Raw genomic sequence first — 21449 nt, forward strand, 5'->3', positions numbered from 1 at the left:
GTATGTAAAGACTTCACGCCGTTCGGTACAAGGAACGGAACTGTGCGTAACGGGGTTCGAGCAGGGCCTGCTCGGCGGCATCGGGGTGGTAGCGGGCCTCCACGGCGGGGCTCTGGCACACGGCGCTCTGTGGTGCTCCGGTGGCCAGCCAGGCCAGGCGCGCGGCACCCAAGGCGCCCCCCACGGCGGAGCTGCCATGGGTCACGACCTCGGTGTTCAGCGCGCTGGCCAGTTGCTGCGCCCAGAAGGCACTGCGGGCACCGCCGCCCACCAGCGACAGGCGATTGAGGCTGCAGCCCGCCGCGTTCAGGGCGGCCAGGCCGTCTTTCAGGCCGAAGCTCACGCCTTCGATCACCGCGTAGCCCAGGCGGGCAGCGTCGGTGTCAAAGCTCAGTTGGTGAAAGCTGCCACGCACATTGGCATCGTTGTGTGGGGTGCGTTCACCGCCCAGGTAGGGCAGGAACAGGGGCGAAGCCACGCGCTCGGCCAGCGACAGCGCTGCGGCCTTGCCCGCCACCGCACCGGCGTTCGGTGCGCCCAGCAGATCGGTCACCCATTGCAACGCACTGGCGGCCGAGAGCATCACGCTCATCTGGTGCCAGCGCTGCGGCAAGGCGTGGCAAAACGCGTGCGTGGCGCTGGCGGCGTTGGGCTGGTAGCTGGGCGTGACGACAAACAGCACGCCGCTGGTACCCAGCGAGAGAAAGCCCTGGCCCGCGTCCACCGCGCCCATGCCCACGGCGCTGGCCGCGTTGTCGCCGCCGCCACCGGCCACGACGATGCCCGCCGGCAGGCCCAGGGTCTGCGCCACGGCGGGCTTCAGGAATCCGCCGGGCGCGCTGCCTTCCACCAGGCGCGGCATGTGGGCCTGGCTCAGGCCGGTGAGGGCCAGCAGCGCGTCGGACCAGCTGCGCTGCCGCACGTCCAGCCACAGGGTGCCGCTGGCGTCCGACAGGTCGGTCACGTACTCGCCGGTGAGCATCAGCCGCACGTAGTCCTTGGGCAGCAGCACCTTGGCCACGCGCTTGAAGATGTCCGGCTCGTGCCGGGCCACCCAGCGCAGCTTTGGCGCGGTGAAGCCGGGCATGGCCAGGGTGCCGGCCAGATCGGGCAGGCTGGGCAGCTCGGCCATCATCTCGGCGCACTCGGCGGCGCAGCGGGTGTCGTTCCACAGAATGGCGGGGCGCAGCACCTGGTCTTGCGCGTCCAGCAGCACGGCGCCGTGCATCTGGCCCGACAGGCCGATGCCCTGCGCCGCCGCATAGGCCTGCGGGTGGGCGGCGCGCAGCTGCGCCAGCGCGGCCTGCGTGGCGGCCCACCAGTCGTGCGGGTTTTGTTCGCTGTGGCCCGGCTGGGGGCGCGACACGGTGAGGGCGGCGCCGGCCGATCCCTGCACGGTGTGGTCGGGGGCCAGGAGCAGCGCCTTGACCTCGGAGGTGCCAATGTCGATACCGATGAACATGCGGGTTACGTTGTGGGGGTTGAAGGGGTTGGCGGGGCGTCCGTGGCGCGAGTGGCCCCACCGGGTGCCGGCGCATGCATGGGCCGCAGGTCGTGGTACAGCACCAGCGCGGCCGCGCCCACGGCCGACGCCAGCAGCCCGTAGCGCGCGGCGCGCACCGGGGGCGCGGGCACACCGGCGCTGGCGGCATAGCCCTGCAAGGTGGCCTGGGCCACCGGCACGATGCCGGGATAGCGTTCACACGAGGGACCACCGACCACCAGCGCGCTGGGGTTGAAGGTGGTCCAGAGGTTTTGCAGCACCACGCCCAGAAACTGCCCACCCTGCGCCGGGTCGGCCAGCCGGGCCAGCGCGCGGGCGCCGAAGAAGGTTTCGGCACAGCCCCGGCGGCCGCAGGAGCACAACGGCCCGTCGATCTGCAGGATGCTGTGGCCGATCTCGCCGGCCATGCCCTGCATGCCGGTGAACAAGCGGTCGTTGAGCACAATGCCCGCGCCCACACCGGCACCGCAGGTCACGAAGATCAGCGAGTCCTGGGCGTCGCCCTCGGAAAACTCGTATTCGCTCAGGGCCGCCGTGTCGGCTTCGTTCTGCACGTGCACGGCCACCGGGGGCGCGCCCGCCTGGGCCAGCGCCTGGGTGATCAGGGGCACGAAATCCACGTTGCGCCAGCCCAGGTTGGGCGCAAAGCGCAGCATGCCACTGGCCTCGTCAAAAGCACCGGGCAGGCCCACCCCCACGCCCTGAAGCTGCACGCCCTGCCCAGCGAGCTGTGCCTGGGTCTGCGCCACCAGGCCGGCGGCCTGGCGGCACACCGCCTCGGGCTCGCTGCCGGCCAGCGGCTCTTCCCGCGCACACAGCACCTCGCCGATGAGCGACACCCCGACCACCCGCAACGCCTCCACCGCCACTTCCACGCCGATCATGCAGCGGCGGCTGCCGTCGATGCGCAGCGGAGTGGACGGCCGCCCCAGCCCCTGGGCGGCGGGCACGTCGCCCTCGGTCACCCAGCCCTCGTCGATCAGCTCGCGCACCAGCAGACTCACCGTGGATTTGGTCAGCCCGCTCTCCTGCGCCAGCTGTGCGCGGGAGAGCCCGCTCTGGCGGCGCAGCAGGCGCAGCACAACGCTGCGGTTGATGCGCTTGACGAGTTGTTGATCGCCGGTGGTTTTCATGGTCTTGAAGCGGCGCAGCATTCACAGGCTGTGGGTCTGCGTTTTGCCCTCCGGTTGTTTGCCCGCGATGATCATGCCCAGAACCTCGTCCTCGGTGACGTCGGCGGTGCGGTAGGCACCCACCAGCTTGCCGTTCTTCATCACCGCCAGGCGGTCGCTCAGGCCAAACACGTCGGGCATGTCGTGGGTGATCAGGAAGATGCCCACGCCCTCGGCCTTGAGCTGGCGCACCAGGTTGCCCACCATCGCGGTTTCCTCCGGCCCGAGCGCCGCGGTGGGCTCGTCCATGATCAGGATGCGCGCGTTGAAGTAGATGGCGCGCGAGATCGCCACCACCTGGCGCTGCCCGCCCGAGAGGCGGCGCACCGGTGTGCGCACGTTCTGGAAGTTCTTGTTCAGGCGGTGGAACACCTTGCGCGCGTCCGCGTCCATGCGGTGGTCGTCCAGCGTGTTCCAGCGCGTCAGCAGCTCGCGGCCGAGGAACAGGTTGGCCACGGCGTCGAGGTTGTCGGCCAGCGCCAGGGTCTGGTAGATCGACTCGATGCCGCAACGCTGCGCGTCCACCGGGGTTCGGATGTGGGCCTTCTCGCCGTTGATCAGCACCTCGCCGCTGTCGATCGGGTAGGCCCCGGCCAGCATCTTCATCAGGGTCGATTTGCCCGCGCCGTTGTGGCCCAGCAAGGCCACCACTTCGCCGGGGTAGAGCTGGATGCTCACGTCGTCCACCGCCTGCACGCCGCCAAAGGCCTTGCCGATCTGGCGCATCTCCACCAGCGCTGGGGTGGTACTTGCAACAGTGCTCATGCAGCGTCTCCCGTCAGACGGCGGTAGATCACGTCGAACACCACCGCCACGATCAGCACCTGGCCGATGATCACGTAGCGCACGCCGATGGACACGTCGAGCAGCAGCATGCCGCTGTCGATGCTCTGCATGATGAGCGCGCCCAGCACCGAACCCAGGATGGAACCGCTGCCGCCCGCCAACGCGGTGCCGCCGATCACGGCCGCCGCGATCACGAACAGCTCCATGCTGGTGCCCAGCGAGTTGGTGCCGGCGTTCAGCCGGGCGATCGACACGATGGCGGCGATGGTGATCAGCACCCCCAGCAGCGCGAACAGCATCAGCGTGACCTTGCGCACCGGAATGCCCACCAGCGCGGCGGCCTCGGGGTTGCCGCCCATGGCGAACACGTAGCGGCCAAAACGGGTGCGGCGCACGATGAAGGACAGCACCACGGCCACCACACCCCAGATCAGCACCGGAATGGGAATGCCCTGCGGCGCGTCCTTGCTGGGAATCTGGTAGGCGTTCATGGCCGCCACGAAGCCCAGTACGATGGCCACGGGCACCAGCACGATGAGCGCGTCCAGCCACAGCGGGTTGTTGGGCACGCCGTAGGACGCCCGGGCGCGGCGCCGGACCCAGGTCAGCGCCACCAGGGCCAGCACGATCACGGCGGCCAGCCACCAGCTCGGGCCCACGCCAATGGCGCCGTCATAGCCGCCGCCCAGGCGCTGGAAAAACGGGTCGTTCACCGGCTGGGTCTTGCCGTCGGCCACCAGAAAGGCCGCGCCGCGGAACGACATCAGGCCGCCCAGCGTCACCACGAACGAGGGCACGCCCAGCTTGGCCGTCAGCGCGCCCTGGTACAGCGACACCCCGATGGCCACCGCCAGGCCCGCCAGCGAGGCCGACACCCAGTGCCAGCCGGCGGTGTACATCAGGGTGGCGATCAGCACCCCCACGAAGCCCATGACCGAGCCGACCGACAGGTCGATGTGGCGCGCCACGATGATCAGCACAACCACGGTGGCCACGATGCCCACCACCGCCGTCTGCTGGGCAATGTTGTACAGATTCTCGGGCGACAGAAACAGCCCGTCGGACAGCACGTTGAACACCAGGGCAATGGCCGCCAGCACCGCGCCCATCATCACCAGGCGCCAGTCGATGGCCGCCTGTCTGAGCGAATTCAAAAACGGATTCACATGCGTTCTCCGCAGGACACAAAGAAAGAAAAACCGCGGGCCGACCCCAGCCCGCGGTTCAAGGGCTCTTCAGTTCTTTACCGCGCTGTAGACGGCGCGATGGGCATCCACGCAGGGCGCCCGCGGAACTGGCTCTGCCAGGCCGCTGGGCGCGCCCCCCTTGAGGGGGGAGCCGCGCAGCGGCGCAGGGGGTGCTTTTTTACTTACATGCGGCCGGTCCCTTGGCGGCGTCCACGCCCTTGCACAGCTCATCCTTCTTGATCCAGCCCGCCTTCACCACCACGTCCAGGTTCTTGGCGGTGATGGGCACCGGCTTGAGGAACTGGGCCTGCAGGGCCACCTTCTTCTCGCCACCGTTCCAGGTCTGGGCGCCCGCCACCTTCTGGCCCTTGGCCAGCGCCACGGCGGCGGCTGCGGCGTCGCGACCCAGGTCGCGCGCGTCTTTCCACACCGACACGGTCTGCGAGCCCATGGCCACGCGGTTGAGCGCGGCGTGGTCGCCGTCCTGGCCCGACACCGGCGTGCCCTTGATGCCCTTGGCGTTCAGCGCGGCGACCACGCCACCGGCGGTGCCGTCGTTGGAGGCCACCACGGCGTCCACCTTGCCACCGGTCTTGGTGAGGATCTGCTCCATGTTCTTCTGGGCAACCTCGGGCTTCCAGCCCTCGGTATATTCCTCGCCCACGATCTTGATGTCGCCCTTCTTCACGGCGGCGTCGATGATTTCTTGCTGGCCGCCGCGCAGGAAGTCGGCGTTGGGGTCGGTCGGCGAGCCCTTGATCATCACGTAGTTGCCCTTGGGCTTGGCTGCAAAAATGGCGCGCGCCTGCATGCGGCCCACTTCCGCGTTGTCGAAGGTGATGTAGAACACGCCGGGCGCTTCGATCAGGCGGTCGTAAGCCACCACGGGAATCTTCTGCTGGTTGGCCTTGTTCACGGCGGGCAGGATGGCGTCCTTGTCCATGGCCAGGATGATCAGCGCCTTGGCGCCCTTGGAGATCAGGCTGTCGATGTCGGCCAACTGCTTTTCCGGTGAACCACCGGCATCGGCGCTGATGTAACTGGCACCGGCCTTGGCCAGCTGCGCCTTGATGGCGGCTTCATCGGTCTTCCAGCGCTCTTCCTGGAAGTTGGACCAGCTCACGCCCACGACCTGGGCGAACGCGCCCGCGGTGGCCATGCTCAGGGCAAAGGCGGTCAGAGTTGTCTTCAGTTTCATCAATGTCTCCGGTGGTTTTGGCCTGTGCCAGGCCCGTGGTTGTGGAAAGGCCCCTCAGAGCCATCGTGCTCCACCCAATGCAGCACAGTGCATTTTGTAAGGACGACGAACTAATTGTTCTGGACCGCAAGGTGAAAGCGAATAGGGACAAACCCGATATAGTTTGTTCATCGAACTATATCTCGGCGTGTGCACACCCGCCATCCAGAAACAAAAAAAAGCCCCGCGAGGTAACCCGCGGGGCTTTTTTCGGTCTCCAGCGGCCGCCGTTCACTTCATCAGGGCTTCGAGCTTGATCGTGTCCGCCACGAACGCGCGGATGCCTTCGGCCAGCTTCTCCGTGGCCATCGCGTCTTCGTTGAGCGCGAAGCGGAAACCCGCCTCGTCGTACTGCACGAAGGGAACGTCCATCGCCCGCGCGGCTTCGGCGTCCAGCGCCCTGGGCAGCGCGGCCTCGCTCGCGGCCAGCTGGGCCAGCAGGTCGGGGCTGATGGTCAGCAAGTCGCAGCCGGCCAGGGCCGTGATCTGGCCCACGTTGCGAAAGCTCGCGCCCATCACCTCGGTGGCGATGCCGTGCTTTTTGTAGAAGTTGTAGATCGCGCGCACCGACTTCACGCCGGGATCGTTGGCACCGGCGTTGGCGGCTTCGTCCCAGCCGGCGCCCGCGCTTTTCTTGTACCAGTCGTAGATGCGACCGACAAACGGGGAGATCAGCTGCACCTTGGCCTGGCCGCAGGCCACGGCCTGGGCAAACGAGAACAGCAGCGTGAGGTTGGTGTGGATGCCTTCGCGCTCCAGCCGCGCCGCGGCCTGAATGCCCTCCCAGGTGGAAGCGATCTTGATCAGCACCCGGTCGATGTGCACGCCCTCGCCCTGGTACAGGTCGATGATGCGGCGCGCCCGCGTCACGGTGGCTTCGGTGTCGAAGCTCAGGCGGGCATCCACTTCGGTGGACACGCGGCCGGGGATGTGTTTGAGGATCTCGCAGCCGAAGCTCACGAGCAGGCGGTTCATGGTTTCGTCCAGCCCCTGCGAGCCGTATTTGGACACCGCGTCCTGCAGCAGGTGGGCGTATTCGGGCTTCTGCACCGCCTTCAGGATGAGCGACGGGTTGGTGGTGGCGTCGCGCGGCGAAAAGGCGGCGATCTGGTTGAAGTCGCCGGTGTCGGCAACCACGGTGGTGAGCTGTTTGAGTGCGTCAAGCTGGTTCATTTCGCCATTATCGGGTGTAATAAGGTTTCATATCCGCCATGTAACTGGTTTCGTAACCCGCTTGTTCCCCATGCTCGACCGCATCAAAGCCTCCCTGCCCTCGCTGGCCCCCGCCGAACAAAGGGTGGGCAAACTCGTGCTGCTCGACCCGCGCAGTTTCGCCAGCCTGCCGGTGTCCGAACTGGCCGACCGCGCCCATGTGAGCAAGCCCACCGTGGTGCGCTTCTGCCGCAGCATGGGCTACGACGGCCTGTCGGACTTCAAGCTCAAGCTGGCCGGCACCGTGAGCGAAGGCGTGCCCTTCATCCACCGCAGCGTGGACGTGGACGACAAGGTCGGCGACGTGCTGGTGAAGGTGATCGACAACACCGTGGCGGCGTTCCTGAAATACCGCAACGACGCCTCCACCCACTCGATCGAGAAGGCGGTGGACGCCCTGCTCGCCACCTACAAGAACCGGGGCCGCATCGAGTTCTACGGCGCCGGCAATTCGGGCATCGTGGCGCAGGACGCGCAACACAAGTTCTTCCGCCTGGGCATCAACGCCATCGCCTACAGCGACGGCCACATGCAGGTGATGAGCGCCTCGCTGCTGGGGCCGGGCGACTGTGTGGTGATCATCTCCAACTCGGGCCGCACGCGCGACCTGATGGACGCGGCCGACATCGCCCGCAAGCACGGCGCCACCGTGATCGTGATCACCGCCAGCGGCTCGCCCTTGGCCACCTCCGGCCACATCCACCTCTCGGCCGACCACCCCGAAGGCTACGACCGCTACAGCCCCATGACCTCGCGGTTGATGCACCTGATGGTGATCGACGTGGTGGCCACCTGCGTGGCGCTGCGCATCGGCGGCAGCAAGCTGCAACCGCTGCTCAAGGAAATGAAGAACAACTTGCGGAGCAAGCGCTACACCTGAGCGCCGCGGGACGCTCGCCGCCTACGCGGTGGCGGGCACCCAGCGCTTGAGCACCAGCGAGGCGTTCACCCCGCCAAACCCGAAGCCGTTGAGCATGGCGTGCTCCAGCGCCATGGCGCGAGGGCGGTGCGCCACCATGTCCAGGCCCTCGGCCAGTTCGTCGGGGTGGTCCAGATTCAGCGTGCCGGGCACCACCTGATCGCGCAGCGCCAGGGTGGTGAAGATCGCCGCCACCGCGCCCGCCGCCCCCAGCAGATGCCCCGTGGCCGCCTTGGTCGACGCAATCGCCACCGACTTGCCGGTGCCGAACACACGGCGGATGGCCGCCAGCTCACCCCGGTCGCCCACGAAGGTGGAGGTGGCATGGGCGTTGAGGTGCTGCACCTGACTGGCCACCAGACCGGCCTGGGCCAGCGCCATCTCCATGCTGCGGCGCGCGCCGTCACCGTCCTCGGGCCCCGAGGTGATGTGGTACGCATCGGCCGAGGTGCCGTAGCCCAGCACCTCGGCCAGCGGCGTCGCGCCGCGGGCCAGCGCATGGTCGAGCGATTCGAGCACCAGCATGCCGGCCCCCTCGCCCATCACGAAGCCGTCGCGTGCCGCGTCGAAGGGGCGCGAGGCCTGCGAAGGGTGGTCCGAAAAACCGGTGGAGAGCGCCTTGGCCGCCGCGAAGCCGCCCAGGCTCACGCGGTCGATGGTGGCCTCGGTGCCGCCGCAGACGGCCACGTCGGCCTCGCCGCAGCGGATCAGGCGCGCGGCGTCGCCAATGGCCTGCACGCTGGCCGCACACGCGGTGACGGGCGCACCCAGAGGCCCCTTGAGCCCGTGGCGGATGGACACCTGCCCGGCGGCCAGGTTGACCAGAAAGGACGGCACGGTGAACGGCGACAGGCGCTGCGGCCCGCGCGCATCCGTGGTGCGCACGGCCTCGGCAATGGCGCCAAAGCCGCCGATGCCGGATGCGATGACGGTGGCCGTGCGCTGCTGCTCATGTGCCTCGGTGGGTGCCCAGCCGGCCTGCGCCAGCGCCTGCTGCGCCGCGCCCAGCGCAAAGGGAATGAAGCGGTCCATCTTGCGCCGGTCCTTGGACGAGGCGACGGTGTCGGGGTCCCAGCCCCCTTCGGGGTCGTCGGCCAGCGTGGGCACCATACCGCCCACCTTGGCGGCGATGCCGTCCACCACCGCATCGGGCAGCAGGCGCAGGCCCGAGGCCCCCTGCAAGAGGCGGCGCCATGCCAGCTCCACCCCGCAGCCCAGGGGCGACACCAGCCCCATGCCCGTGATCACCACGCGGCGCAGGTGCCCGCCGCCGTTGCCCGATGCCTGCGCACCGTTGTTGCCATCCATCGTCGTTGCCCCTTGGGTTGCCGCGCGACGAAGGGTCGCGCATTTATGATTACAAGCATCATCATAAATGCATCGACGCATTTTGCGTACGACCGTCATCAAAAGAGGTGGCCATGAAAGTCTCCAAGCTCCAGTCCGCGGAAAACCGCCAAGGCATCCTGGATGCGGCGTCGCGCCTGTACCGCGAGCACGGGCTCTCGGGCGTGGGCGTGGCCGACATCACGCGCGACGCTGGCCTGACCCATGGCGGGCTGTACCGGCACTTCGAAAACAAGGACGCGCTGGTGCGCGAGGCCTGCGCACGGGCGTTCGACTGGTCGATGCCCCCGCTCGGCGGCACGGACGCAGACACGGGTTCCGCGCCCCAGGGTCTGGCGGCGCGAGTGGCGGGCTACCTCTCACCCCAGCACCGCGACCACCCAGGAGAAGGCTGCCCCGTGGCCGCGCTGGCGGTGGATGCCGCGCGGGCGGGCGGCGGCCTCTCCGAGGTCTTTGCGCAGGGCATCGAACGCAACATCGAGCGCTTTGCGCGCGTGATCGAAGGCCTGGAGCAGGGCGATCCGAGCCCCGAGGGGCGTGCGCGCGCCACGCAGATGCTGGCCACCATGGTGGGCGGCCTGGTGCTGGCGCGCGCCACGGCGGCGGGGCGTCCGGCACTTTCCGACGAGATTCTTGCCACCTTGCGCGAGCACCTGCTCTCGCCGCCCCAACAACGATGAAACCCATGCCGGCGCCGGGCCGGCCACGGCTTCCTACACAAAGCCCTCCGAAAAAGCCCTTTGCATGCGCTGGCAGCCCAGGGGAACACCCGCCTACGGAATGCGGCCCTCTTCCACCGCGTGGCAGGCCACCCGCACCCCACCAAGGGTCAACAACACCGGCCGCTCGCTGCGGCAGCGCCCGTTGGCGTGTGGGCAACGCGGGTTGAACGCGCAGCCCTCGGGTGGATTGAGCGGGTTGGGCACTTCGCCCGAGACCGGCGTGCGCGCCCGCCCGGTGTCGTGCATCTTGGGAATGGCGTCGAGCAGCATGCGCGTATAGGGGTGGCGCGGCGTGTCGAACAGCGTGTGCTTGGGTGCCAGCTCCACCAGGCGGCCGAGGTACATCACGCCCACCTGGTCGCTGACATGGCGCACCACCGCCAGGTTGTGGCTGATGAACAGGTAGGTCAGCCCGCGCTCGCGCTGCAGGTCCTTCATGATGTTGAGCACCTGGGCCTGCACGCTCACGTCCAGCGCGCTGGTGGGTTCGTCGCACACCAGGAACTCCGGCTGCGTGGCCAGCGCGCGCGCGATCGAAATGCGCTGGCGCTGGCCGCCCGAGAACTGGTGCGGGTACTTCACGCGGTCGTGCGGCGACAGCCCGACCGAATGCAGCAGCGCGTCGACCCGCGCCCGCAGGGCCACCGGCTCGGTCTCGATGCCGTGCTCGCGCAGCGGCTCGGCAATGATGTCCTCCACCACCCAGCGCGGGTTCAGGCTGGCGTACGGGTCCTGAAAGATCATCTGGATGCGGCGGCGCAGTTGGCGCCCTTCGGGCGTCTTGAACGCGGCGTGCGCGTCCTGCCCGTCGAACTCGAAGCCGCCCCGGGTCGGTTCGTACAGCCCCACCAGCAGGCGCGCGACCGTGCTCTTGCCGCAGCCGGACTCACCCACCAGCGCCAGCGTCTGGCCGCGCGGAATGTCGAACGACACGCCATCGACCGCGCGCAGCAGCTGGCGCGGCTGGCGTTCGAGCACGCGGTTGAGCCAGGGAGCGGACACGTCGAAGGTCTTGGCCAGGTCGGTGGCACGCACCAGCGGCGCCTCGGCCTGCGCCTCCTGAGAATGCGCGTGTCCCTGCGACGGGTTCTCTTGTGGCACGTGGCGCAGCACCCCGGGCTCGGTCAGGTCCGCGCTCACTGGATCACCTCCCGCGCAAGGCTCGGCGTCGCGGACGCCCCGGCATGCAGCCAGCAGGCCGCCCGCGTGGCGCCAGCGGGCATCAGGTCCGGGCGCTCGGTGTGGCAGCGGTCGAACACCCGCTCGCAACGCGGGTTGTAGGCGCACCCCGGAGGGATGGCGTTCAGGCGCGGCATGGCGCCGTCGATCTGGTGCAGCCGCTCGCGGTCCACGCCCATGTCGGGAATGCAGGCCATGAGCCCGGCGGTGTAGGGGTGGGCCGGGTGGTTGATCACCTCGTGCACCGGTCCGATCTCGGCGATGCGCCCGGCGTACATCACGGCCACGCGGTCGCAGGTCTCGGCGATCACGCCCATGTCGTGCGTGATCAGCATCACGGCGGCACCGCGCTCTTTGCAGATGGACTTCAGCAGCGTGATGATCTGGGCCTGGATCGACACGTCCAGCGCGGTCGTGGGTTCGTCGGCCACGATCAGCTGCGGCTCGGCCGCCAGCGCCAGCGCGATCACCACCCGCTGGCGCATGCCGCCCGAGAACTGGTGCGGGAAGTGGTCGATGCGCTGCTCGGCCGCTGGAATGCCGGTGTCGCGCAACAGCTGGATGGCGCGCTTGCGCGCTTCGGCCGGGTTCACCGGCAGGTGGGTGGTGATGGTTTCGGTGAGCTGGCGGCCCACCGAATACAGCGGGTTCAGCGAGGTCAGCGGGTCCTGGAAGATGGCGCCGATCTTGCGCCCGCGCACCTTGCGCATCTCCTCGTGGGGCAGGTTGTCGATGCGGCGGCCCTCCAGCAGGATCTGCCCCCCGGCCACCCGCCCCGGCGGCTCCAGCAGACCGATGATCGAGGCCCCCGTGAGCGACTTGCCCGCGCCGGACTCGCCCACCACGCCCAGGATCTCGCCGGGCGCGATGTCGAAGGAAATGTCGTCCAGGGCGCGCAGCGTGCCGCGCCGGTGCGGAAATTCGACGACCAGGTTGTTGACTTGCAGCAGGCTCATCGTGTGCTCATCTCAGTCTTGGGTTGAGCGCGTCGCGCAGCCAGTCGCCCAGCAGGTTCACGCTCAGTGCGATCAGCACCAGCATGGCGCCCGGAAAAATGGTGATCCACCATTCGCCGGAGAACAGGTAGTCGTTGCCCAACCGGATCAGGGTGCCCAGCGAGGGCGAGGTGGGCGGCGCGCCCACGCCGAGAAACGACAAGGTGGCCTCGGTGATGATGGCGGTGGCAACCTGGATGGTGGCCAGCACCAGCACCGGGCCTATCACGTTGGGCAGCACATGGCGGCGCATGATGCGCAGCGGCGACACGCCGGTCACGCGCGCGGCCTGCACGTATTCCTTGTGGCGCTCCACCATCGTGGAGCCGCGCACGGTGCGCGCGTACTGCACCCAGCCGGTCAGGGTGATGGAGATGACCAGCACGCCGAAGGCCAGGCTGTCGTGCGCGTCGGGAAACCGCGCCCGGCCCACACCGGCGATCAGCAGCGCCACCAGGATGGACGGGAACGACAGCATCACGTCGCACAGGCGCATGAGCACGCCATCGACCCAGCCGCCCAGGAACCCCGCCAGCAGCCCCAGGGCCACGCCGATCACCACCGAGAGCAGCACCGAGGCCAGCCCCACCGCCAGCGAAATGCGCGCGCCGTACATCAGCGCCGAAAGAATGTCGCGCCCCTGGTCGTCGGTGCCGAGCAGGAAGTCGCGGCTGCCGCCCTCGCTCCAGGCCGGCGGCAGGCGCGCGTTGGACAGCTCCAGGGTGGCGAGGTCAAACGGGTTGTGCGGCGCCACCCAGGGCGCGAACACCGCGCAGAACACGCAGACGAAGGCAATCACCGCGGCCACGATGGCCGTGGGCGAGGTGCGGAAACTGTGGCCGACATCGCTGTCGAGCCAGCGGCGAGCAAAGGCAATCAACGTGGGGACTTTCGAGTTCATCGGCCCAACCGGGCGGGAGGTCAGAGGGGAAGCCACCCCAGGGCCTGAGCGGAACCGGCTCCGCCGGGCCGCTGCAGGCGTCTCCCTGGGGGGAAGCCGTGCAGCGGCGCAGGGGGGCTACTTCACACTCATGTAGCGGAACGGCATCTGGTTGTCGGCGCGCTGCGTCAGCTGCACATTGCTGCCCACGCCCCAGGCCAGGGCCTGCTGGTGCAGCGGCAGGTGGCCGATGTCGTCGGCGTGCAGCTGGAAGGCTTCCTTGATCATGGCGTCGCGCTTGGGCTTGTCGGTTTCCGACTGGATCTTGAGCGTGAGCGCATCCACCTGCGGGTTGCAGTAGGCGCCCAGGTTGAACTGGCCCGAGCCCTTGTCGTCCACGCAGCGGATCAGCGCGTTGAGCACGTTGTGCGAGTCGTAGGTGCTGGGCGACCAGCCCAGCAGGTAGAAGCTGGTGTCGCGCTTGAGCACCTTGGGGAAGTAGGTGCCCTTGGTTTCGACCTGCAGGTTGACCTTCACGCCAATGCGCGCGAGGTTGGCCGCCACCGCCTGGCAGATGTTGCCGTCGTTCACGTAGCGGTCGTTGGGGCAGTTCATGCCCACCTCGAACCCGTTGGGGTAGCCGGCATCGGCCAGCAGCTTCTTGGCCGCGGTCGGGTCGTACGGCAGGCGCTTGTCCATGGCCGGGTCATAACCGTTGACACCGGGACCCACCAGCAAGGCCGCGGGCGTGGCCGCGCCGCGCATCACGGTCTTCTGGATACCCACGATGTCGATGGCCTGGTAGAAGGCCTGGCGCACGCGCTTGTCCTTGAACGGGTTCTTGCCCTTGACGCTCGAATACAGCAGCTCGTCGCGTTTCTGGTCCATGCCGAGGAAGATCCAGCGCAGCTCGGGGCCTTGCAGCACCTTGGACTTGCCGCTGGCGTTGATGCGCGCCACGTCCTGCACCGGCACAGGTTCGATCACGTCCACCTGGCCCGACAACAGGGCCGCCACGCGCGTGGAGTCGTTGCCGATGGGCGTGTATTCGACGTTCACCACGTTGCCTTCGATCTTGCCCCAGTAGCTGCCGTTGCGCACGAAGGCGGTTTTCACGTTCGGCTGGCGCTCGCGCAGGCGGAACGGGCCGGTGCCGTTGGCGCGGAACGAGGCCGCGTTCTCGATGCCCTTGCGGCGGTCCACCGGGCGCGTGGCCTGGTTTTCCTCGCACCACGGCTTGCTCATGATGTAGAAGAACGAGAGCTGGTCGGGCAGGATGGGGAACGGTGCCTTGGTCTCGATCTCGACCGTGAAGTCACCAACCTTGCGCGCTTCCTTGATGTCGTTGGTGTAGGAGCGCATGTCCGAGCCTTCACCCGCGCCGCGGGCCAGGCTGAACAGCACGTCGTCGGCGGTGAAGGGCTTGCCGTCGTGGAATTTCACGCCCTTGCGCAGCTCGAAGCGCCACACGGTGGGCGACACCTGCTTCCAGCTCGTGGCCAGCGCGGGCACCAGCTTCAGGTCTTTGTCGCGGGTCACCAGCGGTTCGTACACGTTGCCCGTGACGCTGAGTTGCAGCGACTCGTTAAGCGAATGCGGGTCCATCGACAGCGCGTCGCCCTGGTTGCCGATGCGCACCGTCTGCGCCTGGGCCGCCCCCAGGGTGGCCAGTGCGGCCGCCATCAGACTGGCCGCCAGCGTTTGCTTGAACTTCATGAGTCGCTCCTGTGGTTGTTGAATGGAAAAGAAAGCCCTACGCCGCTTCGTCCAGTGGCATGCTCTGCTCGATCAGGCTGGCGTGCAGGGCGGCGCCCAGCGGCAACACGTCGTCGTTGAAGTCGTAACGGCTGTTGTGCAGGAAGCAGCTGCCCACCCCGTTGTCGGCGCCCTGCCCCAGCCGCAGATAGGCGCCCGGCTTGACCTGCAACATGAAGGAGAAGTCCTCCGCGCCCATGCTGGGCTCCATGTTGCGGTCCACGTGGTCGTGGCCGACCAGCTTTTGCGCCACGTCGGCGGCGAACCGCGCTTCGCTGCGGCTGTTGATGGTGGCCGGGTAGATGCGCTCGTAGTGCACGTTGGCGGTGGCACCCAGGCCGAGCGCCACACCGGAGCAGACCTCCTGCAGACGGCGCTCCACCAGGCCCTGCACCTCGGGGTTGAAGGTGCGCACGGTGCCCACCAGCGTGGCCTTGCCCGGCACCACGCTGAACGCGCCCAGGTCGCCGGCCTGCATGGCGCACACGCTGATGACCGCGCTGTCGATCGGGCGCACGTTGCGCGAGACGATGCTCTGCAGGGCCGTGATGATGTGGGCCGACACCAGCACCGGGTCCACCGTCTGGTAGGGGTGCGCGCCGTGGCCGCCCTTGCCGATGATCTCGATGGTGATGCGGTCGGCCGATGCCATCATGGGCCCCGGGTTCACGCCCACCGTGCCGGGCTTCATCTGCGGCCAGTTGTGCATGCCGTAGACCGACTGCACCGGGAAACGTTCGAACAGGCCGTCCTCGATCATGGCCTTGGCGCCGGCAAACCCCTCTTCGCCGGGCTGGAAGATCAGCACGGCCGAGCCGTCGAACTGCCGCGTTTCGGCCAGGTAACGCGCCGCCCCCACCAGCATGGCGACGTGGCCGTCGTGGCCACAGCCGTGCATGAGGCCGGGGTGGGCGGACTTCCAGGCGAAGTCGTTGTGCTCGGTCATGGGGAGCGCGTCCATGTCGGCGCGCAGCCCCACCATGCGGCCCGGTGCGGCGCCGCGCCGGTGCGTGCGACCGTGGATCACGGCCACCACGCCGGTCTTGCCGATGCCGGTGTGGATCTCGTCCACGCCGCAGACCTTGAGCGACTCCACCACGCGCTGCGCGGTGTAGTGCTCTTCGAACCCGAGCTCGGGGTGGGCGTGCAGGTCGCGCCGCAGCGCGGTCAGCTCGGGGTGGTGGGCCACGATGTGCGCGAAGGCGCGGCCGTGGGCTTTGATGCGGGGTGACAGCATGTTTTTGTGGTGGTTGGGGGTGGGCATCAGTGGCTCCCCGCTTTTTCGACGCGCAGGCGTGGGTCGACCGCGAAATACAGCAGATCGACGACCAGGTTGATGACCACGAAGATGAGCGCGATCAGGCACAGGTAGGCCGCCATCACGGGGATGTCGGCAAACGTCACCGCCTGGATGAACAGCAGCCCCATGCCCGGCCACTGGAACACCGTCTCGGTGATGATGGCAAAGGCGATCAGCCCGCCCAGTTGCAGACCGGTGATGGTCATCACCGGCACCAGGGTGTTTTTCAGGGCGTGGCCGAAATGCACCGCGCGGTTGGTCAGGCCGCGGGCGCGCGCGAACTTGATGTAGTCGGTGCGCAGCACCTCCAGCATCTCGGCCCGCACCAGGCGCATGATGAGCGTGAGCTGGAAGATGGCCAGTGTGACCGCCGGCAGCACGATGTGGTGCCAGCCCCTGGCGTTGAGCAGACCGGTGCTCCACCAGCCGATCTGCGTCACGTCGCCCCGGCCAAAGCTCGGAAACCAGCCCAGGTTGACCGCGAACACCAGGATCAGCAGGATGCCGATCAGGAAGGTCGGCAGCGAAACGCCCAGCAGCGACACCGTCATGAACAGCTGGCTGATGAGAGTGCCCCGCTTGAGCGCGGCATACACCCCCATGGGAATGCCGACCACCAGCGCCATCACGGCGGCCACCATGGAGAGCTCCAGCGTGGCGGGGAAACGCTCGGCGATCAGGCGCGAGACCTTCGCGCCTTGGCGCAGGCTCAGGCCGAACTCGCCCTGCGCGGCATTGACCAGGAAATGCCAGAACTGCACGAAAAACGGCTGGTCCAGTCCCAGGTCGGCGCGCAGCTCGCGGATCTGCTGCGGCGTGGCGTCCTGACCGAGCAGGAAAACCACCGGGTCTCCCACGTACTGAAACAGCATGAACGCGATCAGCGCCACGCTGACCATCACCACCACGGCCTGCGCCAATCGCCTGAGAATGAATGCAAACATCGTTGAAGGAATAAAGAGAGGGTCGCTCACCGCTCCGGGAGCGACCCTCTGCTGTCAGGCAAATCCAGTTTACCTGGGTCGCTTGCGGCCCCGGGCGCGGCGGTGGGCCCGCGCATCCGCTCGGCTGCGTCACTATGCAACATCTGTTCCCGCCCTTGATCGGGCATAACCCCTACGCTCGGCCGTGATGCCTTCAGGGGGTGTCTCCGGGGAGACGCTCCTGCAGCCTCAAGGCGCCATACCAGGCCTCCAGCGAGGACTGGGTGTTGTCGGTGTCGGTCATCAGGGCGATGGCCCTCAGGCGTCCGGGCTCTTCGCCAAACGCCTGGACAAAATCGTCCCGCACGTGGCGGTGGTGTTCGCGCCACTGCCCCAGGTGGGTCGCACCGCCGTCGACCACCAGTTTGCGCAGGCGATCGGTGCGCGGATTCACCACAACGGTGCCCGGCGCGTCGGTAGGGCTCCAGACATAGCTCAGCGTGGCGTAAGGCAACTCCTCACCGGTGAGCAAGCGGCTCCATTCCGACAGCCGGTGCGCACTCGCCGGCCACCGCGCGCGGTCGCCATCGAACGCCAGCAGGATGCGCACCGGCGCATCTTCGCGCCGGGCATCGCGCAGATCGGCGCCCATGGGCAAGGCGTCCACCATCCAGGAGAAAGACAGCGTGGTGGCCGACGCGTCCAGCCCCGCGGGAAAGTGCTGGCGCAGGATGCTGACCGACCGGTGCGCACTCACCCGCAGCGCCAGCCGACCCGCCTTCGTGTCAGGCTCGAAACGCGCCATGGACTTGCCCGGAAGGGTCAGCGCTTCCCAGAACGGCGGTTGGGCTGGCGTGACCAACAGGTGCCGGGCCCGTGCCTGCATGGTTGGCGGGGCCAGCAGCGACGGGGCGGAGGCCCGCTCAACCGGGTCGGCAGCGGCACCGGGCACACCCTCGTTGACAGGAACCGCCGCGCAGCCCCCCAACAGCAGGCATGCGATGGGGCCTGCGGAACGCCCGAAAAGATAAGTTAAAAGAACTCTTTTCAAATTTCACATCCCGGAAAAACCAATTCAAAACGGTGAATATCGACGTTAAATGACAACAATCTTCTACATTTTTAGATGCTCAGGGGCCCTGTTTTCGCCGCCACCGATTAGATTGCGCACTGGTGGTCACAAGCCACCCGTCAACGGGCCTGTCACACCGTTTGCCGATGGACCCGCTGGTGTTTCGTCCACATTCCATCAAATTCAATTCAGGAGGATTCATGCTGAAAAAAGCACTGGCCATGATCATGGCCCTCATTTGCGCCACCGCCTTCGCTGCCGTGGACGTGAACAACGCCACCGTGGCCGATCTCGACAGCATCAAGGGCATCGGCCCCGGCACGTCGGCCAAGATTCTGGACGCGCGCAAAGCGGCCAAATTCAAGGACTGGAACGATCTGATCGACCGCGTGCCCGGCATCGGCCCCAAGCGCGCAGGCGCGCTCTCCAACGAGGGGCTGACGGTCAATGGCGAGACCTTCAAGGCCCCCGTCTCGCCCGCGGCCAACAAGAAGGCCAGCAAGCCGGCCGCCCCATCGGCCGAGTCCGGCAAATCCTGACGGCAGGCCGCCAGAAACACAAAAACCCGCTTCGGCGGGTTTTTGTGTTTCTGGACGGGTGGTCAAACGCAGAGCAAGCGCCGCACCGCCCGCGGATAGATCAGGTGTTCCTGGGTCAGCACGCGCGCGGCCAGCGATTCGGCGGTGTCGTCTGGCAGCACCGGCACCACGGCCTGCTCCAGGATGTCGCCGTCGTCGAGTTCGGATGTGACGCGGTGCACCGTGGCGCCGGCAAATTTGCAGCCGGCATCGATCGCGCGCTGGTGGGTGTTCAGGCCGGTGAAGGCCGGCAGCAGGCTGGGGTGGATGTTCACCAGCCGCCCGGCGTAGTGCTGCACAAAACCCGGCGTGAGGATGCGCATGAAGCCCGCCAGCACGACCAGCGCCGGGTGGCCAGCGGGGTCGTGGCCGTCGATGCACTGCATCAGCGCCGCGTCAAACGCCTCGCGGCTTGAAAAGCCTTTGTGGTCCACCACGTCGGCGGCGATGCGCCGGGAGCGCGCAAAATCCAGCCCCTTGGCATCGGGCTTGTTGCTGATCACGGCGGCCACCCGGGCGCCACAGACCTCGTGCCAGCGCTGTTGGTGCGCGGCGTTGACGATGGCGGCCATGTTCGAGCCGCCGCCCGAGATCAGAATCACGATGTTTTTGCTCACTTGAGACATAACGAGGAAGTGTAATGACCCAGTTCCCCAGCACCGCCCCCACCGGCCCGCGCGTGCTCGACTTTCAGCAGCGCCCGCTGACCACCGCACAGGCCCGCGTGCTGGGCACCTTGATGGAGAAAGCGCGTACCGTGCCTGACAGCTACCCGCTCACCCTCAACAGCCTGCAGTCGGGCTGCAACCAGAAGTCCAGCCGCGAGCCGGTGCTGCAGCTCACCGAGAGCGAGATCAGCGAAGCCATCGACGGCCTGCGCCAGTCCAGCCTGGTGTTCGAGACCAGCGGTGGGCGGGTCACGCGCTACGAGCACAACTTCCTGCGTGGGGTGGGCGTGCCCGAACAGTCCGCCGTGTTGTTGGGCCTGCTGATGCTGCGCGGCCCGCAGACCGCCGGGGAGCTGCGCCTGAACACCGAGCGCTGGTACAAGTTCCTCGACATCGCGTCGGTCGATGCCTTCCTGGAAGAACTGCAGGACCGTTCGCCCGACAAAGGCGGCCCGCTGGTGGTGAAGCTGCCCCGGGCGCCCGGCGCGCGCGAGCAGCGCTGGGCCCATCTGCTCTGCGGCCCGGTGGACGCCGCCGCCCTCGCCGCGAGCGCGGCCCCGGGGACGCCGGGCGCCACCGAGGAAGAGATGATCACCCTGGCCCGCCGCGTCTCGGCGCTGGAAGACAGCCTCGCCCAGCTTCAGGCCCAGTTGCAGAACCTGCACGAACAGCTGGGTCTGTCGCAGCCCGGACAGGGATAAAACGAACGGTCGTGCCAAACTGCGGAGCTGCTTCGGGCTCCCCCATGCGATGCCCGGGCGAACCGCACCAGGAGACACACATGGATTTGGCATTCACGCCCGAAGAACAGGCGTTTCGCGAAACGATTCGCGCCTGGGTCAAGGACAACCTGCCCGCCGACATCGCCCACAAGGTTCACAACGCGCTGCGCCTGTCGCGGGACGACATGCAGCGCTGGGCCAAAATCCTCGGCAAAAAGGGCTGGCTGGGCTATGGCTGGCCCCAGCAGTTCGGCGGCCCGGGCTGGACCGCCGTGCAGAAACACCTGTTTGAAGAGGAATGCGCACTGGCCGGCGCGCCGCGCATCGTGCCCTTCGGCCCCGTGATGGTGGCGCCGGTGATCATGGCCTTCGGCAACCGGCAGCAGCAGGAACGTTTCCTGCCCGGCATCGCCAGCGGCGACGTGTGGTGGAGCCAGGGCTACAGCGAACCGGGCTCGGGCTCGGACCTGGCCTCGGTCAAGACCCGCGCCGAGCGCCAAGGTGACCATTACCTCGTCAACGGCCAGAAGACCTGGACCACGCTGGGCCAGTACGGCGAATGGATCTTCTGCCTGGTGCGCACATCCACCGAAGGCAAGCCGCAAACCGGCATCAGCTTCCTGCTGATCGACATGACATCGCCCGGCGTGAGCGTGCGCCCGATCAAACTGCTCGACGGCGAATGCGAGGTCAACGAGGTCTTCTTCGACAACGTCAAGGTGCCCGCCGAAAACCTGATCGGCGAAGAGAACAAGGGCTGGACCTATGCCAAGCACCTGCTCAGCCACGAGCGTACCAACATCGCCGACGTGAACCGCGCCAAACGCGAGCTGGAGCGCCTGAAGCGCATCGCCAAGGCCGAAGGGGTCTGGGACGACCAACGCTTCCGCGACCAGATCGCGCTGCTGGAGGTGGACGTGGTGGCACTGGAGATGCTGGTGCTGCGCGTGCTCTCGGCCGAGAAGTCGGGCAAGAACTCGCTGGACATCGCCGGCCTGCTCAAGATCAAGGGCAGCGAAATCCAGCAACGCTACGCCGAACTCATGATGCTGGCCGCCGGCCCGTTTGCGCTCCCCTTCATCGAAGAGGCCATGGAAGCCGGCTGGCAAGGCGACTACCCCGGCGGCGAGGTGGGCAACGCTCCGCTGGCATCGACCTACTTCAACCTGCGCAAGACCACGATCTACGGCGGTTCCAACGAAGTGCAGCGCAACATCGTGGCACAGACCGTTCTGGGCTGAACACCCACTCACCGTTCGGGCTGAGCCTGTCGAAGCCCTCACACGAACAT

At 67.6% G+C, this 21449-nt stretch carries 20 protein-coding genes; 5 read left to right on the top strand and 15 right to left on the bottom strand.

From position 1 onward, the window contains the following. Positions 1-13: 13 nt before the first annotated feature. From xylB to tal, 6 genes are all read right to left on the bottom strand, one after another. Entirely contained in the window at positions 14-1462 is a 1449-nt protein-coding gene (xylB, locus tag AC07YZ_RS16265) for a xylulokinase (protein WP_494795462.1), read from the bottom strand. A gap of 5 nt (positions 1463-1467) precedes the next feature. After that, a complete protein-coding gene (locus AC07YZ_RS16270; RefSeq protein ID WP_494795463.1) occupies positions 1468-2658 on the bottom strand; it encodes an ROK family transcriptional regulator in 1191 nt (396 codons plus the stop codon). Further along, entirely contained in the window at positions 2659-3441 is a 783-nt protein-coding gene (locus tag AC07YZ_RS16275; RefSeq protein WP_226491760.1) for an ATP-binding cassette domain-containing protein, read from the bottom strand. Beyond that, positions 3438-4574 carry a sugar ABC transporter permease gene (locus AC07YZ_RS16280; RefSeq protein WP_319004850.1) on the bottom strand — a complete coding sequence of 379 codons (1137 nt, stop codon included), beginning with the start codon at positions 4572-4574 and terminating at the stop codon, positions 3438-3440. The genes AC07YZ_RS16275 and AC07YZ_RS16280 overlap by 4 nt, the downstream gene beginning before the upstream one ends. Positions 4575-4827: 253 nt before the next feature. After that, complete coding sequence (gene xylF, locus AC07YZ_RS16285; RefSeq protein ID WP_494795464.1) at positions 4828-5847, bottom strand: D-xylose ABC transporter substrate-binding protein; 1020 nt, start codon at positions 5845-5847, stop codon at positions 4828-4830. 270 nt (positions 5848-6117) lie between these two features. Beyond that, entirely contained in the window at positions 6118-7059 is a 942-nt protein-coding gene (tal, locus tag AC07YZ_RS16290; protein WP_226491757.1) for a transaldolase, read from the bottom strand. A 70-nt stretch (positions 7060-7129) separates the two neighbouring features. Between tal and AC07YZ_RS16295 the strand changes: the two genes are divergently transcribed. Beyond that, positions 7130-7978, top strand: coding sequence for a MurR/RpiR family transcriptional regulator (locus tag AC07YZ_RS16295; RefSeq protein ID WP_226491756.1), 849 nt, complete (start codon positions 7130-7132; stop codon positions 7976-7978). Between the two features lie 21 nt (positions 7979-7999). Here the strand turns inward: AC07YZ_RS16295 and fabF are convergent, their stop codons facing one another. Next, positions 8000-9325 (bottom strand): beta-ketoacyl-ACP synthase II, encoded by a 1326-nt coding sequence (fabF, locus tag AC07YZ_RS16300; RefSeq protein WP_494795465.1) that lies wholly within the window; start codon positions 9323-9325, stop codon positions 8000-8002. Between the two features lie 113 nt (positions 9326-9438). Between fabF and AC07YZ_RS16305 the strand changes: the two genes are divergently transcribed. Continuing rightward, on the top strand, positions 9439-10044 hold the full coding sequence (locus tag AC07YZ_RS16305; protein WP_494795466.1) for a TetR/AcrR family transcriptional regulator: 606 nt from the start codon (positions 9439-9441) through the stop codon (positions 10042-10044). A 93-nt stretch (positions 10045-10137) separates the two neighbouring features. On the opposite strand, the gene AC07YZ_RS16310 is transcribed toward AC07YZ_RS16305, so the two are convergent. The 7 genes from AC07YZ_RS16310 to AC07YZ_RS16340 all read right to left on the bottom strand — a co-directional run bounded on the left by AC07YZ_RS16310 (position 10138) and on the right by AC07YZ_RS16340 (position 18004). Continuing rightward, complete coding sequence (locus tag AC07YZ_RS16310) at positions 10138-11124, bottom strand: ABC transporter ATP-binding protein (protein ID WP_494795621.1); 987 nt, start codon at positions 11122-11124, stop codon at positions 10138-10140. Between the two features lie 98 nt (positions 11125-11222). Further along, the gene (locus AC07YZ_RS16315) at positions 11223-12221 is read right to left on the bottom strand and encodes an ABC transporter ATP-binding protein (RefSeq protein WP_494795467.1); all 999 of its coding nucleotides are present in this window, start codon (positions 12219-12221) and stop codon (positions 11223-11225) included. A gap of 7 nt (positions 12222-12228) precedes the next feature. Next, positions 12229-13161: an ABC transporter permease gene (locus tag AC07YZ_RS16320; RefSeq protein WP_494795468.1), complete on the bottom strand. Its 933-nt coding sequence runs from the start codon at positions 13159-13161 to the stop codon at positions 12229-12231. A gap of 117 nt (positions 13162-13278) precedes the next feature. After that, positions 13279-14856, bottom strand: coding sequence for an ABC transporter substrate-binding protein (locus AC07YZ_RS16325; RefSeq protein WP_226491751.1), 1578 nt, complete (start codon positions 14854-14856; stop codon positions 13279-13281). A 37-nt stretch (positions 14857-14893) separates the two neighbouring features. Continuing rightward, on the bottom strand, positions 14894-16132 hold the full coding sequence (locus AC07YZ_RS16330; protein ID WP_226494664.1) for a M20 aminoacylase family protein: 1239 nt from the start codon (positions 16130-16132) through the stop codon (positions 14894-14896). A gap of 26 nt (positions 16133-16158) precedes the next feature. Continuing rightward, the gene (locus AC07YZ_RS16335; RefSeq protein ID WP_494795469.1) at positions 16159-17139 is read right to left on the bottom strand and encodes an ABC transporter permease; all 981 of its coding nucleotides are present in this window, start codon (positions 17137-17139) and stop codon (positions 16159-16161) included. Between the two features lie 193 nt (positions 17140-17332). Continuing rightward, complete coding sequence (locus tag AC07YZ_RS16340; RefSeq protein ID WP_494795470.1) at positions 17333-18004, bottom strand: DUF3047 domain-containing protein; 672 nt, start codon at positions 18002-18004, stop codon at positions 17333-17335. Positions 18005-18390: 386 nt separating this feature from the next. Here AC07YZ_RS16340 and AC07YZ_RS16345 point away from each other — a divergent pair, with 386 nt between their 5' ends. Continuing rightward, positions 18391-18729: a ComEA family DNA-binding protein gene (locus AC07YZ_RS16345; RefSeq protein WP_226491749.1), complete on the top strand. Its 339-nt coding sequence runs from the start codon at positions 18391-18393 to the stop codon at positions 18727-18729. A gap of 62 nt (positions 18730-18791) precedes the next feature. Here the strand turns inward: AC07YZ_RS16345 and purN are convergent, their stop codons facing one another. Beyond that, a complete protein-coding gene (gene purN, locus AC07YZ_RS16350) occupies positions 18792-19385 on the bottom strand; it encodes a phosphoribosylglycinamide formyltransferase (RefSeq protein WP_226491748.1) in 594 nt (197 codons plus the stop codon). 23 nt (positions 19386-19408) lie between these two features. On the opposite strand from purN, the gene AC07YZ_RS16355 reads away from it, so the two are divergent. Together AC07YZ_RS16355 and AC07YZ_RS16360 are read left to right on the top strand one after the other, a co-directional pair. Beyond that, positions 19409-20137, top strand: coding sequence for a YceH family protein (locus AC07YZ_RS16355; RefSeq protein WP_494795471.1), 729 nt, complete (start codon positions 19409-19411; stop codon positions 20135-20137). Between the two features lie 80 nt (positions 20138-20217). Continuing rightward, positions 20218-21399, top strand: a complete 1182-nt coding sequence (locus AC07YZ_RS16360; RefSeq protein ID WP_226491746.1) for an acyl-CoA dehydrogenase family protein — start codon at positions 20218-20220, stop codon at positions 21397-21399. The last annotated feature ends 50 nt before the right edge of the window (positions 21400-21449 follow it).

The sequence above is a fragment of the Hydrogenophaga sp. GW101-3F08 genome, assembly GCF_059424585.1.